The organism is Streptomyces sp. AC1-42W (genome assembly GCF_003248355.1).
Classification (GTDB): Bacteria; Actinomycetota; Actinomycetes; order Streptomycetales; family Streptomycetaceae; genus Streptomyces.
On record NZ_QKWY01000001.1, the window covers coordinates 1,659,359 to 1,674,812 of the forward strand.

General features: G+C 69.7%; 12 protein-coding genes and 2 tRNA genes. 10 read left to right on the plus strand and 4 right to left on the minus strand.

The window, feature by feature from the left end:
* Positions 1-88: 88 nt before the first annotated feature.
* A complete protein-coding gene (locus tag DNK56_RS07505) occupies positions 89-1,234 on the plus strand; it encodes a PP2C family protein-serine/threonine phosphatase (protein ID WP_111331654.1) in 1,146 nt (381 codons plus the stop codon).
* Here the strand turns inward: DNK56_RS07505 and DNK56_RS07510 are convergent.
* The gene (locus DNK56_RS07510) at positions 1,220-2,404 is read right to left on the minus strand and encodes a cation:proton antiporter (protein WP_111331656.1); all 1,185 of its coding nucleotides are present in this window, start codon (positions 2,402-2,404) and stop codon (positions 1,220-1,222) included. The genes DNK56_RS07505 and DNK56_RS07510 overlap by 15 nt on opposite strands.
* Before the next feature lie 196 nt (positions 2,405-2,600).
* Between DNK56_RS07510 and DNK56_RS07515 the strand changes: the two genes are divergently transcribed.
* Positions 2,601-3,080: an HD domain-containing protein gene (locus DNK56_RS07515; protein WP_111331658.1), complete on the plus strand. Its 480-nt coding sequence runs from the start codon at positions 2,601-2,603 to the stop codon at positions 3,078-3,080.
* A 71-nt stretch (positions 3,081-3,151) separates the two neighbouring features.
* Here DNK56_RS07515 and DNK56_RS07520 read toward each other — a convergent pair whose 3' ends face one another.
* Positions 3,152-4,255 (minus strand): acyltransferase family protein, encoded by a 1,104-nt coding sequence (locus DNK56_RS07520; RefSeq protein WP_199563824.1) that lies wholly within the window; start codon positions 4,253-4,255, stop codon positions 3,152-3,154.
* Positions 4,256-4,733: 478 nt separating this feature from the next.
* On the opposite strand from DNK56_RS07520, the gene DNK56_RS07530 reads away from it, so the two are divergent.
* The gene (locus tag DNK56_RS07530; RefSeq protein ID WP_111331664.1) at positions 4,734-4,928 is read left to right on the plus strand and encodes a hypothetical protein; all 195 of its coding nucleotides are present in this window, start codon (positions 4,734-4,736) and stop codon (positions 4,926-4,928) included.
* A gap of 68 nt (positions 4,929-4,996) precedes the next feature.
* On the opposite strand, the gene DNK56_RS07535 is transcribed toward DNK56_RS07530, so the two are convergent.
* Positions 4,997-5,070 (minus strand) — tRNA-Gly (locus DNK56_RS07535).
* A gap of 191 nt (positions 5,071-5,261) precedes the next feature.
* Between DNK56_RS07535 and DNK56_RS07540 the strand changes: the two genes are divergently transcribed.
* The 5 genes from DNK56_RS07540 to clpX all read left to right on the plus strand — a co-directional run bounded on the left by DNK56_RS07540 (position 5,262) and on the right by clpX (position 9,974).
* Positions 5,262-5,338 (plus strand) — tRNA-Pro (locus DNK56_RS07540).
* A 151-nt stretch (positions 5,339-5,489) separates the two neighbouring features.
* Complete coding sequence (gene tig / locus DNK56_RS07545) at positions 5,490-6,884, plus strand: trigger factor (RefSeq protein WP_111331666.1); 1,395 nt, start codon at positions 5,490-5,492, stop codon at positions 6,882-6,884.
* A gap of 266 nt (positions 6,885-7,150) precedes the next feature.
* Positions 7,151-7,756: an ATP-dependent Clp protease proteolytic subunit gene (locus DNK56_RS07550; RefSeq protein WP_185993056.1), complete on the plus strand. Its 606-nt coding sequence runs from the start codon at positions 7,151-7,153 to the stop codon at positions 7,754-7,756.
* 79 nt (positions 7,757-7,835) lie between these two features.
* The gene (locus tag DNK56_RS07555) at positions 7,836-8,519 is read left to right on the plus strand and encodes an ATP-dependent Clp protease proteolytic subunit (protein ID WP_111331670.1); all 684 of its coding nucleotides are present in this window, start codon (positions 7,836-7,838) and stop codon (positions 8,517-8,519) included.
* Between the two features lie 156 nt (positions 8,520-8,675).
* Positions 8,676-9,974 carry an ATP-dependent Clp protease ATP-binding subunit ClpX gene (gene clpX / locus DNK56_RS07560; RefSeq protein WP_111331672.1) on the plus strand — a complete coding sequence of 433 codons (1,299 nt, stop codon included), beginning with the start codon at positions 8,676-8,678 and terminating at the stop codon, positions 9,972-9,974.
* Between the two features lie 79 nt (positions 9,975-10,053).
* Here the strand turns inward: clpX and DNK56_RS07565 are convergent, their stop codons facing one another.
* Positions 10,054-11,049, minus strand: a complete 996-nt coding sequence (locus DNK56_RS07565) for a hypothetical protein (RefSeq protein WP_111331674.1) — start codon at positions 11,047-11,049, stop codon at positions 10,054-10,056.
* Positions 11,050-11,188: 139 nt separating this feature from the next.
* On the opposite strand from DNK56_RS07565, the gene DNK56_RS07570 reads away from it, so the two are divergent.
* Both DNK56_RS07570 and folC read left to right on the plus strand, forming a co-directional pair.
* Positions 11,189-13,810: a valine--tRNA ligase gene (locus tag DNK56_RS07570; RefSeq protein ID WP_111331676.1), complete on the plus strand. Its 2,622-nt coding sequence runs from the start codon at positions 11,189-11,191 to the stop codon at positions 13,808-13,810.
* Between the two features lie 121 nt (positions 13,811-13,931).
* Complete coding sequence (folC, locus tag DNK56_RS07575) at positions 13,932-15,452, plus strand: bifunctional tetrahydrofolate synthase/dihydrofolate synthase (protein ID WP_111331678.1); 1,521 nt, start codon at positions 13,932-13,934, stop codon at positions 15,450-15,452.
* Positions 15,453-15,454: the final 2 nt, after the last annotated feature.

Genomic DNA, 15,454 nt, shown 5'->3' on the forward strand with positions numbered 1-15,454 from the left:
CCGGTACGACACCCGGCGGGCCGTTTTCGAACGCATTGTCATGGGGTCCCCCTGCACCGGAGGCCGCCGGGTGGATAAGGTCCCCGCAATGGCCCGACGCGCAGGAACAGAGACGTACCCGGCCCGATTGCGGAAATCGGCGCGCCGGGTCTACGGCACGCTGCGCCGGTCCGGGGTCGACTACTTCCGCGGCGACGGCTCCGACTGGGTCGCCCTGGCCGGCCTGATGCTCGTCATCCCGGTCATCACCGCCTGCACCCTGCTCGACCCGGTCTGGTGCGCGCCCACCATGCTCGTCCTGCCGATCGTCGCGGGCGGCCTGCTGCTGCGCCCCGCCAGCCTCCTCGGCCTGTACGCGGCGTCCGCCGCCGCCCTCATCGTCGAGTCGGTCCGGCTCGGCCCCTACGAGGACGGCCCGGCCGGAGTCACCCCCGGCACCGTGCTCACCGTCGCGGCCTGTGGACTCTTCGGGCTGATCCTCGCCCAGTTCCGGGCCCGCGTCGGGGTGCCCTGGCGGCGCGGCGGCACCATGCTCTTCGACCTGCGCGAACGCATCCGGGTCCAGAGCTCGCTGCCCCGCCTCCCGCACGGCTGGCACCGCGAGATGGCGCTGCGCCCGGCGGGCGGGCAGTCCTTCTCCGGCGACTTCGTCGTCGCGGCCCGCACCCAGGGCGGAAGCACCCTGGAAGCCGTCCTGACCGACGTCTCCGGCAAGGGCATGGACGCGGGCTCCCGCGCCCTGCTGCTGTCCGGCGCCTTCGGCGGGCTCCTCGGCTCGCTGCCGCCGCACGGCTTCCTGCCCGCCGCCAACGGCTATCTGCTCCGCCAGGACTGGGACGAGGGCTTCGCCACCTCCATCCACCTCGTCCTGGACCTGGAGACCGGCGACTACGAACTCCTCTCGGCGGGCCATCCGCCGGCCCTCCAGCTCCACGCCGGCAGCGGCCAGTGGGAGGAGAAGGCGGCGGAGGGTCCGCTGCTCGGGGTGTACGACGGCGCCGAGTTCGACGCGGTCAAGGGCCATCTCGCCCCCGGCGACGTGCTGATGTTGTTCACCGACGGGCTGGTCGAGGCCGCCGACCGGGACATCGCGGAGGGCATCGACCGGCTGACCGGCGAGGCCGACCGCTATGTGAGCACCGGCTTCGAGGGCGCCGCCTGGCACCTGATCGAAGCCTGCGCCAAGGACGTCAACGACGACCGGGCCCTGCTGCTCCTGTCACGCAAGTCCTGAACCGGTCCGGGCCGGCTCGGGGAGCGCCGGCTCGCTTCGGCCCGGCAGGACGCGGGCCAGCCAGTGCGAGCGCCCGGCCGCCAGCGGGGAGAGGACCGCGAGGACCAGGACGTACCCCGCGATGAACGGCGATAGCCGTTCGTTCAGCCCGGCACCGGCCGCCATCGTGGCGAGGATCAGCGCGAATTCGCCGCGCGCCACCAGGGTGGTGGCGATCTTCGCGGCGGCCTGCGGGCCGAACGCGTACACCCTGGCCGTGGCGATACCGGAGAGGATGTTCATCGCGAGGGTGATCGCGACGGCGGCCAGCACCGGCCACAGCACGGTCGGCAGGTCGCCGGGGTCGATGGAGAGACCGAAGGCGAAGAAGAAGATCGCGCCGAACGCGTCGCGCAGGGGGTGCACCAGCGTGCGGATGCGGTCGCCCGACGACGTGTTGCCGAGCATCAGCCCCACCATGAAGGCGCCGATCGCGTCCGCGACGCCGAACCAGTCCGAGATCCCGGCCACCAGGACGGCGGCTCCCAGGAACGAGATGACGAGGAGTTCGTCGTCCCGCGTGTTGATCAGCCTGCCGATCAGCCGGGTGCCGTAGCGGGCGGCCAGGGCGAGCACGAGCAGGAAGCCGAACGCCTTGCTCCCGTCCGTCACCGCCGCGCCGAGGCTGTCCGCGCCGGACAGAACGGGCTGGAGGGCGGCCAGGTACAGGGCGAGGAAGATGTCGTCGACCACGATGATGCCGAGGATCGGCCGGGTCTCCGGATCGCCGAGCCTGCCCAGGTCGACCAGGACCTTGGTGACGATGGCCGACGAGGAGATGCCGATCACGCCGGCGAGCACCAGCGCCTCGGCCGTGCCCCAGCCCACCGCGAAGCCGAAGCCGAGCCCGGCACCCACGTTCAGGATGAGGTAGACGGTCCCGGCGACGACCATCTTGCGGCCGCCGGTCTTGAGGTCGTCCAGATGGAATTCGAGCCCGAGGTAGAAGAGGAGCAGCACCAGGCCGAGTGCGGAGAGCATCTCCAGCTCGTGCGGATCGGCGACGAGGACGATGCCGGGGGTGTGTGGGCCGAGGAGAATCCCGGCCAGGATGAACAGGGGGATCGTCGGCAGTCCGATGCGCCGGCCGACGCGGGCGAGGACGGCGGCGGCGAGGAAGGCGCCGCCCATGGCGATGAGTGTGTCTGCGTGTCCGATGAGCCTGGCCTTTCAAGAGGTCAAGAAAAGGTCAAGGGGGAGTCATCGGTTAGTTTACCGAACAATTGACATTGCAACTGTCCGGCGGGCGTGCGGGCCGGACCCCGGGCCCGCGAACGGGCGTACGAAGCCGGACTCCGGGCCCGCCCGAGGGCCTGGAGTCCTCGCCATGACGCCTCCCCGCTTGACCCTCACCGAGATCGAGGCCCTGGCCCGCGCCGCTCATGCCGGTCAGCGGGACAAGGCCGGCCGGCCCTACGTCGAACACCTCGCCGCCGTCGCGGAGGGCGTCCGGGCCAGGGGCGGAAGCGAGGCGCAGATCGCCGCGGCCTGGCTGCACGACGCCGTGGAGGACGACGCGCTGTCCGCCGAGTGGCTGGCCGGGGCCGCGCTGCCGGAGGAGGTCAAGGCGATGGTCCTCGCGGTCACCAAGCGGGCGGGGGAGGAGCCGGAGGCGTACGGCCGGCGCATCCTCGCGACCCCCGGCGCCCTGCTCGTCAAGGAGGCGGACCTCGCCCACAACGCCGACCCGGCCCGCCTCGCGGTGCTGGAGCCGGCCGTGCGTACCCGGCTGACCGCGAAGTATGCGCGGATGCGGGGGCTGTTGGGGCTCACCGCACCGCAGGGGCCCCTCGAACGACGGGATTGAGCCAACACCGGCCCGGCGCGACGAAGCCCGGCCGCACGGGGCCGGGCTTCGTCGTACGCGTAGGCGGGAAGTCAGATCCTGGCGGAGTCCCGGCGGAACGCCCAGTCCATGTCGGGCTCGGTCACACAGCGCAGGGCCCGCCGCACCGGCGGGGTGCACAGCAGGGTGACGGCGGTGGCCGCGACCGCGGTCACGACGACCAGGCCGGTCGGGGAGACCAGCCACGCGTGGTCGTCGAAGACGCCCGCGTAGTCGGCGCCCTTCACCAGGAAGCCGTGCAGCAGATAGCCGCAGATCGTGCCCGCGCCGAGCACCGTGAACCACATGTGGCGGCGCGGCACCAGGGCCAGGAACCCGGCCGTCAGCAGCGTCGCGCAGCAGAACATCGCCAGCGTCATGACCGCGCCCGACCACCACGGCGCCCCCATCTCCTGGGCGCTGGAGTCGCGCAGGAACCAGCCCAGCTGCATCCGGGGCGCCGCCCAGTACGCGACGACCAGGGCGCAGGCGAACAGGGGGAGCGCCATCAGCCGGGCCTCGCGGCGGCGGACCAGCTCGAAGTGCTCCGGCTTCAGCTGGAGTCCGAGGACGAAGAAGGGCAGGAACTGCAGGACGCGCGGCAGATCGAGGTCCCGGCCGATGCTGGGGGAGACCGACGCGAGCACGGCGATCACGAGCGAAACGGCCAGCGGATGGCGGAGATTGCGCCACACCGGGGTGGTGAGCCGCCAGATGAACAGGGCGGCCAGGAACCACGTCAGATACCAGGGGTCCAGCAGGCTGACGGGGGCGCCCGGCACGTCGTTGGCGTACCGGCGGAACAGCGAGTACGCCGTCTCGAACACCACATAGGGCACGGCGATGCCGGTGATGAGCCGCTTCACCTTGGCGGGGGTCAGGTCGAATGACCGGGAGAAATAGCCCGAGATGAGGATGAAGGCGGGCATGTGGAATGTGTAGACCACCATGTACAGCGCACGGGCGGTCCGGCTCCCGTCCATGACCGGAACCCAGGAATGCGCCACCGCGACGAGCACGATGGCGAGGTACTTGGCGTTGTCGAAGTGGGCGTCGCGCTTCCTGCCCGCATCCTCCCGCGCAGGGCGTCTGACCTCCGCACCCTCGGTCACCGGGGGGAGTGCGGTCCTCTGCATTGCGTTCGGAGCGTGGAACATCTCAGGCACCCTAGACGTCTCGATTGGCATCCGTAAAACCGCGGTCGAATAGCGCGTCTTCCCTTCATATCAAATGTCAAACTCACGGGCCGTGACTGGTTTGTCCCGCTTTATATCCCCCAAAAGGGGTAAATCATCAGCCAGTTGATGGAAGTGAATTACCTCGCTTTCGGCGTCGAATTCCCCTGTGGATAAACCGCGTGGATGCAGAAACGATCATCGTCGCAGGCCGTTCCGAAGTGCGGTTATGCGGCCGGGGCGGCTCCGAGGGCGGCTCCGGGGAGGGCTCTGGGGGCGGCTCCGGAACCGGTTGGGTGCATGGGGGGCGCACAGGGCGCAGGATGGCGCGATATCGACAGGTCGATACATCACCCGGCAGCAGGCCGGGGGGAGTTGGTGGCACGATGGGAGCGACGGAGGGTGCACGGCCGCACATCTCCGGGCCGGCAAGGCGGACCGACCGAGGGTGTGAGCAGACGTGGCCATTTCGCTGTCAGTGGTGCTTCTGTTGGGGATCGTCCTCGTGGTCATGATCCGCAGCGGGTCCATCAAGGCCGGCCCCGCGGTGGTCGCGGCGCTCTTCGGCTTCTTCCTGGCGCCCACGGGCATGGGCCCGTCGATCAACCGCTTCATGAACTCGATCATCGAGTCCGTCGGCCAGATCAACTTCTGAGGTCGCGCCGGCGGCCCCCGGGCACCACGCGGAAGGGCCCGGTCTCTCGGAGACCGGGCCCTTCGCGATGGAGCGGGCGACGGGAATCGAACCCGCGTAGCTAGTTTGGAAGACTAGGGCTCTACCATTGAGCTACGCCCGCACTGCGCGCACCGCAGGTCTCGGCGACCGCGGCACGACAAGCATCGTAGCGGGTCACGGGCGCTGTCCGCACACTCCGTACGAGACCGCCCGGCACCCTCGACGGAAGCCCGGCGCGAGCCGCGCCCCGACCGGCCCGTGGAAAGCTGCCGGCCCGGCCCTCCGCTCCATGTACCCTACGTGTCGCACCGACGGGGTGTGGCGCAGCTTGGTAGCGCGTCCGCTTTGGGAGCGGAAGGTCGTCGGTTCGAATCCGGCCACCCCGACCACCGGCAAGATCGCGTTGCGGGAGTTCTCCCCCTTGCCGTTACTATGCAAAATGCGTGCCCGTGTGTCTGATGTACCGGGCTCGGTCCGCGAAGCCGCCCCAGGTGCGGCGGAGCAGAACCCCAAGAAGTCAGCCACCAAGGAGACCGAACCGTGAAGAGCGCCGTGGAGACCCTGAACCCGACCCGGGTTCGGCTCAGCATCGAGGTGCCCTTCGAGGAGCTCAAGGACAGCCTCGACGCGGCGTACAAGAAGATCAACCAGCAGGTCACGGTGAAGGGGTTCCGCAAGGGCAAGATCCCCAGCCGGGTCATCGACCAGCGGTTCGGCCGCGGCGCCGTGCTGGAGGAGGCCGTCAACGACGCGCTCCCGAAGTTCTACACCGAGGCCGTCAACGAGGGTGAGCTGAACGTTCTCGGCCAGCCCGAGGTCGACATCACCGAGCTGAAGGACGGCGAGCTGCTGGCCTTCACCGCCGAGGTGGACGTGCGCCCCGAGATCGAGATCCCGGACTACTCCGGCATCGAGGTCACCGTCGACGCCATCGAGGTCACCGACGAGGACGTCGAGAAGGCCGTCGAGCAGCTGCGCAACCGCTTCGCCTCCACCAACCCGGTCGAGCGCGCCGCCGCCGAGGGCGACGTCGTCACGATCGACCTGCAGGCCAAGGTGGACGGCGAGGTCCTGGAGGACGGCGTGGCCGAGGGTGTCTCGTACACCATCGGCTCCGGTGAGCTCCTGGAGGGTATCGACGAGGCCGTGACCGGTCTGGAGGCCGGTGGCGAGGCCACCTTCACCTCGCAGCTCAAGGGCGGCTCCGCCGAGGGCAAGGACGCCGAGGTCACCGTCAAGGTCACCGCCGTCGCCGCCCGCGAGCTCCCCGAGCTGGACGACGACTTCGCGCAGATGGCCAGCGAGTTCGACACGCTGGAGGAGCTGAAGGCCGACAGCCGCAGCCGCCTGGAGAACACCAAGCAGTACGAGCAGGCCACCCAGGCCCAGGAGCGCGTCCTGGAGGAGCTGCTCAAGCTCGCCGAGGTCCCGATCCCGGAGAAGCTGCTCGCGGACGAGATCCAGACCCGCAAGCACAACCTGGAGCACCACCAGCTCGGTCAGATGGGGCTCACCCTCGACAAGTACCTGGAGATCCAGGGCAAGACCGCCGAGGAGTTCGAGGCCGAGACCTCCGAGCAGGCCGTCAAGGGCATCAAGACCCAGTTCATCCTGGACGAGCTCGTCAACAAGGAGAAGCTGAACGTCAACCAGGAGGAGCTCACCGAGCACCTCATGCGGCGTGCGGCCTCCTCCGGCATGAGCCCGGACCAGTTCGCCCAGGCCGTCGTCGAGGGCGGCCAGGTGCCGATGCTCGTCGGCGAGGTCGCCCGCGGCAAGGCGCTCGCCGTCGTCGTCGAGGCCGCCAAGGTCGTCGACACCAACGGTGAGGTCGTCGAGCTGGAGGACGAGGAGGAGGTCGAGGAGGCCACCGAGGTCGCCGCCGACGCCACCGCCACCGAGGCCGACGCCGCCGTGGAGAAGACCGAGGCCTGAGCCTCGCACCGACCCCGTACGACGGGCTCCGGACGCCATCGCGTCCGGAGCCCGTCGCCGTACCGGCGGACGATTCGCCACAACCCGCGTACCGGCTGCGGAGCTTGCGCTCCCAGCGAACAGTCGCGGAAGCGGGATGGCGTTGTTCCACCTGCGCGTTAGGGTCCATGAAGAGGAAGGGTCGGGTAGTCCCGGCCCACCCGGTACGAAGACGCTGAGACGGCCGGAGCCGTCAGAGACGAGCAGGTGGATACGTGACGAATCTGATGCCCTACGCCGCCGGAGAGCCGTCCCTCGGTGGTGGCCTCGGTGACCAGGTCTACAGCCGGCTGCTCGGCGAACGCATCATCTTCCTCGGCCAGCAGGTGGACGATGAGATCGCCAACAAGATCACCGCGCAGCTGCTCCTCCTCGCGGCCGAGCCCGAGAAGGACATCTACCTCTACATCAACAGCCCCGGCGGCTCGGTGACGGCCGGCATGGCGGTCTACGACACCATGCAGTACATCCCGAACGACGTGGTCACCATCGGCATGGGTATGGCGGCCTCGATGGGCCAGTTCCTGCTCACCGGCGGCACCGCCGGCAAGCGCTTCGCGCTCCCGAACACCGACATCCTCATGCACCAGGGCTCGGCCGGCATCGGCGGTACGGCCTCGGACATCAAGATCCAGGCCCAGTACCTGCTGCGCACCAAGCAGCGCATGGCGGAGATCACCGCCCGCCACTCCGGCCAGACCGTGGAGACGATCATCCGCGACGGCGACCGCGACCGCTGGTACACCGCGGAGGAGGCCAAGGAGTACGGCCTCATCGACGAGATCATCTCGATCGCATCGGGCGTTCCGGGCGGCGGCGGCACCGGCGCCTGATCCGGCCCTCCCGGACGGCGCCCCACCGCACCGCGCATCTCTCGTACGCCGAGACACCCAGCCACAGAACGCCACCAGGATGGTGAACACCCACATGAACAACTTCCCCGGCGCCTCCGCGAGCGGCCTCTACACGGGCCCGCAGGTGGACAACCGCTACATCGTCCCGCGCTTCGTGGAGCGCACCTCGCAGGGCGTGCGCGAGTACGACCCGTACGCGAAGCTCTTCGAGGAGCGCGTGATCTTCCTCGGCGTGCAGATCGACGACGCCTCCGCCAACGACGTCATGGCGCAGCTGCTGTGCCTGGAGTCGATGGACCCGGACCGGGACATCTCCATCTACATCAACAGCCCCGGCGGCTCGTTCACGGCGCTCACCGCGATCTACGACACGATGCAGTTCGTGAAGCCGGACATCCAGACGGTCTGCATGGGCCAGGCCGCCTCCGCCGCCGCCGTGCTGCTCGCCGCGGGCACGCCGGGCAAGCGCATGGCGCTGCCGAACGCCCGTGTGCTGATCCACCAGCCGTCCTCGCAGACCGGCCGCGAGCAGCTCTCCGACCTGGAGATCGCCGCCAACGAGATCCTGCGCATGCGGACCCAGCTGGAGGAGCTGCTCGCCAAGCACTCCACCACGCCGCTGGACAAGATCCGCGACGACATCGAGCGCGACAAGATCCTCACCGCCGAGGACGCCCTCGCCTACGGCCTCGTCGACCAGATCGTGTCGACGCGCAAGAGCGCGTCCGGAGCGCTCGCCTGACCTGCGCCGCTTCCCCTTGGCACGGCGGCGACACCCGGCTCCGGCCGTGTGAACCGTGCCAAGGGGGGCCCGAATGGGGGGCCAGGCAAGGTACCGTCGGATAGAGGCACAGGAGCCGCTGAACCAGGCGTCTCCCAGGCGAAGGGGAAGCACCTCGTGGCACGCATCGGTGATGGCGGCGATCTGCTCAAGTGCTCGTTCTGCGGAAAGAGCCAGAAGCAGGTGAAGAAGCTCATCGCGGGTCCCGGTGTGTACATCTGCGACGAGTGCATCGATCTCTGCAACGAGATCATCGAGGAGGAGCTCGCCGAGACGAGCGAGGTCCGCTGGGAAGAGCTTCCCAAGCCGCGCGAGATCTACGAGTTCCTCGAGGGGTACGTCGTCGGGCAGGAGCCCGCGAAGAAGGCCCTCTCGGTCGCGGTGTACAACCACTACAAGCGGGTCCAGGCCGGTGAGAACGGCGGCGGGAACAACCGCGAGGACGCGATCGAGCTCGCCAAGTCCAACATTCTGCTGCTGGGGCCCACCGGCTCCGGCAAGACGCTCCTCGCGCAGACGCTGGCCCGCATGCTCAACGTCCCGTTCGCCATCGCGGACGCGACGGCGCTGACGGAGGCCGGCTACGTCGGCGAGGACGTCGAGAACATCCTGCTGAAGCTGATCCAGGCCGCCGACTACGACGTCAAGAAGGCCGAGACCGGGATCATCTACATCGACGAGATCGACAAGGTCGCCCGCAAGAGCGAGAACCCGTCGATCACGCGCGACGTCTCCGGCGAGGGCGTCCAGCAGGCCCTGCTCAAGATCCTGGAGGGCACCACCGCCTCCGTACCGCCGCAGGGCGGCCGCAAGCACCCGCACCAGGAGTTCATCCAGATCGACACGACGAACGTCCTGTTCATCGTGGGCGGCGCCTTCTCCGGCCTGGAGAAGATCATCGAGTCGCGGTCCGGCGCCAAGGGCATCGGCTTCGGCGCCACGATCCGCTCCAAGCGGGAGATCCAGGCGAGCGACCAGTTCCAGGAGGTCATGCCGGAGGACCTGGTGAAGTTCGGGATGATCCCCGAGTTCATCGGCCGCCTCCCCGTCCTGACCTCGGTCCACAACCTGGACCGCGAGGCGCTGCTCCAGATCCTCGTCGAGCCGCGCAACGCCCTGGTCAAGCAGTACCAGCGGCTGTTCGAACTCGACGGCGTGGAGCTGGACTTCGAGCGCGGCGCGCTGGAGGCCATCGCCGACCAGGCGATCCTGCGCCAGACCGGCGCGCGCGGCCTGCGCGCGATCATGGAGGAGGTCCTCCAGTCGGTGATGTACGAGGTCCCCTCCCGCAAGGACGTCGCCCGCGTCGTGATCACCGCCGACGTGGTCCGCAACAACGTCAACCCCACGCTGGTCCCGCGCGAGCCGCGCACGATCGGCAAGGGCGACGACGGCCGCCACGAGAAGTCCGCGTAGCGCGGCGCGGCAGACGCACGTACACGAAGGGGCGCCCGGCCGGTTCATCCGGCCGGGCGCCCCTTCGTGCTGCCGCGGGTCAGATCTTGGTGCGGGAGGTGTTGTAGAGCTTGGCGGCGAGGTCGGCGACGTCCTCGGTCGCCATGCTCTTGCCGGTGGTCATGGCCGCGCCCAGGTCCACGGCGAAGACGATGCCCACGGTGCTGTAGTCGGTCCAGATGCAGACCGGGATGTTCAGCTCCTTGGGCCCCTTCTGGAGCGAGCCGTCGGCGTCCTTGTTGACCGTCTTGAGCGACTGGCACTTCATCAGGGCGCCGTCGAAGCCCTCCGGCGTGTAGCTCTTCGGGGAGCCGACGAGCGAGACCTCGCTGTCGCTGTCTCCCTCGTCCTTCGCCATCTCCTCCTTGGCCCCGGCGAAGGCCGCGTCCAGCGTCTTCTCCGGGTCGTCGATCTCGCCCCACAGGCCCTTGAGCATGAGCATCTTCGTGGTGAGCGGGTTCTTCTCCATGTCCCCGCTGGCGTAGGAGCCGCTGGCCTCGACGGGCGACTTGATGCCCATCTCCTCGGCCTCGGTCTTGTCCTTGCCGGTCAGCGGCCCCGTCTTGTTGTCGGAGTCGGACTTGTCCTGCTTGTAGTCGCCCACCGACTCCGGCAGGGTCAGCTTGTAGCCCTTGGTGGAGCTGGCCACGGAGCTGCTGCCGCCGCCCGAGGTGAAGTAGTACACCCCGCCGCCGATGACCGCGAGGGCCAGCACCGCCGCGCCGATGACCAGGCCCGTCTTCTTCTTCGCCGGGGCCGGCGGCGGGAAGCCCGGCTGCTGGCCGTAGGGCTGCTGGCCGTACGGGGGAGTGGGCGGCTGCTGGCCGTACGGGCCGGGCTGCTGGGCCGGCGGGTAGCCGTAACCGGGCTGGGGCGGTTGCTGGGGCGGGACGCCCTGGGGGGCCTGCTGCGGGTAGCCGTAGCCGGGCTGGCCCTGCGGCGGCTGACCGCCGTACGGGCCCGGCTGCTGGCCGTACGGTCCGGGCTGGCCCTGCGGCGGCTGGCCACCGTACGGGCCCGGCTGGTTGTAGCTCATCTGCGGTGTCCCCTGTTCGTGAAACTTACGCGTTGCGAACATCCTGACCCAAGCCCCGCGCGCGCGGACCACCGGGAGGCACACCGTTACGGAACAAACCGGTTTCGGGTCACTCCTGTGACGGCCCTAAACTGTCCGCGTGACCGAGAATCCAACGCAGCAGCCAGCCAGCAACCCCGAACTGCCGACCCAGTACACGCCGGCCGAGGTAGAGGGGAAGCTGTACGAGCGCTGGGTAGAACGCGGTTACTTCGAGGCGGACGCCAAGAGCGACAAGCCGCCGTTCACCATCGTGATCCCGCCGCCCAACGTCACCGGCTCCCTGCACCTGGGCCACGCCTTCGAGCACACGCTGATCGACGCCCTCGTCCGCCGCAAGCGCATGCAGGGCTACGAGGCGCTGTATCAGCCCGGCATGGACCACGCCGGCATCGCCACCCAGAACGTCGTCGAGCGCGAGCTCGCCAAGGAGGGCAAGTCCCGCCACGACCTGGGCCGCGAGGCGTTCGTCGAGCGGGTCTGGCAGTGGAGGAACGAGTCCGGCGGCCAGATCTCCGGCCAGATGCGCCGCCTCGGCGAGGGCGTCGACTGGTCCCGCGAGCGCTTCACGATGGACGAGGGCCTGTCCAAGGCCGTCCAGACCATCTTCAAGCGCATGTACGACGACGGGCTGATCTACCGCCGCGAGCGCATCGTCAACTGGTGCCCCCGCTGTCTCACCGCGATCTCGGACATCGAGGTCGAGTACCAGGAGGACGACGGCGAGCTGGTCTCCATGACCTACGGCGACGGCGAGGAGACCATCGTCGTCGCCACCACCCGCGCCGAGACGATGCTCGGTGACACCGCCGTCGCCGTCCACCCCGACGACGAGCGGTACCGGCACCTGGTCGGCAAGCAGATCAAGCTGCCGCTGACCGACCGTACGATCCCGGTCGTCGCGGACCACCACGTCGACCCCTCGTTCGGCACCGGTGCCGTCAAGGTCACGCCCGCCCACGACCCGAACGACTTCGAGATCGGTCTGCGCCACGGCCTGCCGTTCCTCACGGTCCTCGACGAGCGCGCCGTCATCACCGTCCCCGGGCCCTTCGAGGGCCTGGACCGGATGGAGGCCCGCTCCGCCATCGTCGCCGCCCTGCGCGCCGAGGGCCGGATCGTCGCCGAGAAGCGGCCCTACGTCCATTCCGTGGGCCACTGCTCGCGCTGCAAGACCACCGTCGAGCCCCGGCTCTCCATGCAGTGGTGGGTCAAGGTCGCCCCGCTCGCGAAGGCGGCCGGTGACGCCGTCCGCGACGGCAAGGTCAAGATCCACCCGCAGGAGATGGAGAAGCGGTACTTCGACTGGGTCGACAACCTCCACGACTGGTGCATCTCGCGCCAGCTCTGGTGGGGCCACCGCATTCCCGTCTGGCACGGACCGGACGGCGAGATGGTCTGCGTCGGCCCCGACGAGCAGCCGCCCACCGGCGAGGGCTGGACCCAGGACAGCGACGTCCTGGACACCTGGTTCTCCTCCGGCCTGTGGCCGTTCTCCACGCTCGGCTGGCCCGAACAGACCGAGAGCCTCGCGAAGTTCTACCCGAACTCCGTCCTGGTCACCGGCTACGACATCCTCTTCTTCTGGGTCGCCCGGATGATGATGTTCGGCCTGTACATCAACGAGGACGTCCCGCCGTTCGAGTCCATCGTGCTGCACGGCATGGTCCGCGACGAGCACGGCAAGAAGATGTCGAAGTCCTTCGGCAACGTCGTCAACCCGCTGGACTGGATGGACAAGTACGGCTCCGACGCGCTGCGCTTCACGCTCGCGCGCGGCGCCAACCCGGGCACCGACGTCCCGATCGGCGAGGACTGGGTCCAGGGTTCCGCGAAGTTCTCCAACAAGATCTGGAACGCGACCCGGTTCGCCCTGATGAACGGGGCGACGATCGAGGGCGAGCTGCCGTCCGCCGACGAGATGTCGGTGACCGACCGCTGGATTCTGTCCCGCCTCAACAAGACGGTCGCCGAAGTCGACGCGTATTACGACGACTACCAGTTCTCCAAGCTCAGCGAGGCGCTGCGGCACTTCGCCTGGGACGAGGTCTTCGACTGGTACGTCGAGCTGTCCAAGACCACGTTCTTCGGCGGCGGCCGTCCGGCCGAGGTCTCCGGCCGGGTCCTGGGCGAGGTCCTCGACGTGATGCTGCGCCTGCTGCACCCCGTCGTCCCCTTCGTCACCGAGACCCTCTGGACCGCGCTCACCGGCCGCGAGTCCGTCGTCGTCGCCGACTGGCCGCAGGACTCCGGCTTCCGCGACGACGCCGCCGAGCGGGAGATCGAGCTCGTCCAGCAGGTCGTCACCGAGGTCCGCCGCTTCCGCTCCGACCAGGGCCTCCAGCCCGGCCAGAAGGTCCCGGCCGAGCTGACCCTGACCGGTACGCCGCTCGTCCCGCACGAGACGGCCATGCGGCAGCTCCTGCGGCTCCAGCCCGCCGGGGACGGCTTCCAGGCCACCGCGTCGCTGCCCGTCGCCGGTGCCACCGTCGCGCTCGACCTGTCGGGCACCATCGACGTGGCCGCCGAGCGCAAGCGGCTGACGAAGGACTTGGAGGCGGCCAAGAAGGAGGTCGCCCAGGCCGGCGCCAAGCTCGGCAACGAGGCGTTCCTGGCCAAGGCCCCGGACAACGTGGTCGACAAGATCCGCGGCCGGCTCGCCAAGGCCGAGGCCGACATCGAGCGGATCACCGGCCAGCTGGCGGGCCTCCCGCAGGCCTGACCCGTACCGCACACCGCGGAGCCCCCGCACCCCGGCGAGAGCCGGGCGGCGCGGGGGCTCCGCGATGTCCGGGCGCGGGCGGCTGCGCGCGATGTCGGAGGCCATCCGTAGACTGGGGCCCGTGAGTGAGCCCCGCCCCGACCGGCCCGACGCGTCCGACCCCGACGACACCTTCGCGGAGATCGTCGACGAAGCGACCCAGCGCGACCCCGACCTGGCGGTGATCGAGGCCGGCAGCCGCACGCTGCGCGCCGCCTCGGGGCCGCCGCCCGGCGACGAGGTCCCCACCCGCCCCGCCGACCCGGAGGTCGACAAGGCGCTGCGCGCGGTGGAGCAGGAGCTCGCCGGGCGCTGGGGCGAGACCAAGCTGGAGCCGTCCGTCACCCGCATCGCCGCCCTGATGGACGTCCTGGGCGACCCGCAGCGCGCGTACCCCTCGATCCACATCACCGGCACCAACGGCAAGACGAGCACCGCCCGCATGGTCGAGGCCCTGCTCGGCGCCTTCGACCTGCGCACCGGCCGGTACACCTCGCCGCACGTGCAGTCGATCACCGAGCGGATCAGCCTGGACGGCGCCCCCATCGACGCCGAGCGGTTCATCTCCACGTACGAGGACATCAAGCCGTACGTCGAGATGGTCGACTCCCGGCAGCCCTACCGGCTGTCCTTCTTCGAGGTGCTCACGGGCATGGCGTACGCGGCCTTCGCCGACGCGCCGGTCGACGTCGCCGTCGTCGAGGTCGGCATGGGCGGCACCTGGGACGCGACCAACGTCATCGACGCCCAGGTCGCCGTCGTCACCCCGATCGCGCTCGACCACACCGACCGCCTGGGCTCCACGCCGGGCGAGATCGCCACGGAGAAGTCCGGAATCATCAAGCAGGACGCCACGGTCATCCTCGCCCAGCAGCCGGTGGACGCCGCCCAGGTCATGCTGAAGAAGGCCGTCGAGGTGGACGCCACCGTGGCCCGCGAGGGCATGGAGTTCGGCGTGGTCTCCCGCGAGATCGCGGTCGGCGGCCAGCTGCTGACGCTGCGCGGCCTCGGCGGCGAGTACCCGGAGGTCTTCCTCCCGCTGTACGGCGCCCACCAGGCGCACAACGCGGTGGTGGCGCTCTGCGCGGTCGAGGCGTTCTTCGGCGTCGGCGCCGAGCAGCCCGGCTCGCTCGACCCGGACATCGTGCGCGCCGCGTTCGCCTCGGTGCGCTCGCCCGGCCGGCTGGAGGTCGTGCGCTCCAGCCCGACCGTCATCCTGGACGCCGCCCACAACCCGGCCGGCGCCCGCGCCACCGCCGAGGGGATCTCCGAGGCGTTCGGCTTCTCCCGGCTGATCGGGGTCGTCGGCGTCAGCGGCGACAAGGACGTGCGGGGCCTCCTGGAGGCGTTCGAGCCGATCTTCGCCGAGGTCGTCGTCACCCGGAACTCCACCGAGCGCGCCATGGACGCCGACACCCTCGCGGCCATCGCCGTCGAGGTCTTCGGCCACGACCGGGTGCAGGTCGAACCCCGGCTCGACGACGCCCTGGAGGCGGCGATCACGCTGGCCGAGGAAGAGGACGAGTACGCGGGCGCCGGAGTCCTGGTGACCGGCTCGGTGATCACGGTCGGCGAGGCCCGGCTGCTCCTGGGAAGGCGCTGACC

What these genes read in the sequence shown, in the direction of transcription:
- DNK56_RS07505 (WP_111331654.1), top strand. Translation starts at nt 89, where the DNA reads ATGGCCCGACGCGCAGGAACAGAGACGTACCCGGCCCGATTGCGGAAA.
- DNK56_RS07510 (WP_111331656.1), bottom strand. Translation starts at nt 2,404, where the DNA reads ATGGGCGGCGCCTTCCTCGCCGCCGCCGTCCTCGCCCGCGTCGGCCGG.
- DNK56_RS07515 (WP_111331658.1), top strand. Translation starts at nt 2,601, where the DNA reads ATGACGCCTCCCCGCTTGACCCTCACCGAGATCGAGGCCCTGGCCCGC.
- DNK56_RS07520 (WP_199563824.1), bottom strand. Translation starts at nt 4,255, where the DNA reads ATGTTCCACGCTCCGAACGCAATGCAGAGGACCGCACTCCCCCCGGTG.
- DNK56_RS07550 (WP_185993056.1), top strand. Translation starts at nt 7,151, where the DNA reads ATGCCCTACGCCGCCGGAGAGCCGTCCCTCGGTGGTGGCCTCGGTGAC.
- DNK56_RS07555 (WP_111331670.1), top strand. Translation starts at nt 7,836, where the DNA reads ATGGTGAACACCCACATGAACAACTTCCCCGGCGCCTCCGCGAGCGGC.
- DNK56_RS07565 (WP_111331674.1), bottom strand. Translation starts at nt 11,049, where the DNA reads ATGAGCTACAACCAGCCGGGCCCGTACGGTGGCCAGCCGCCGCAGGGC.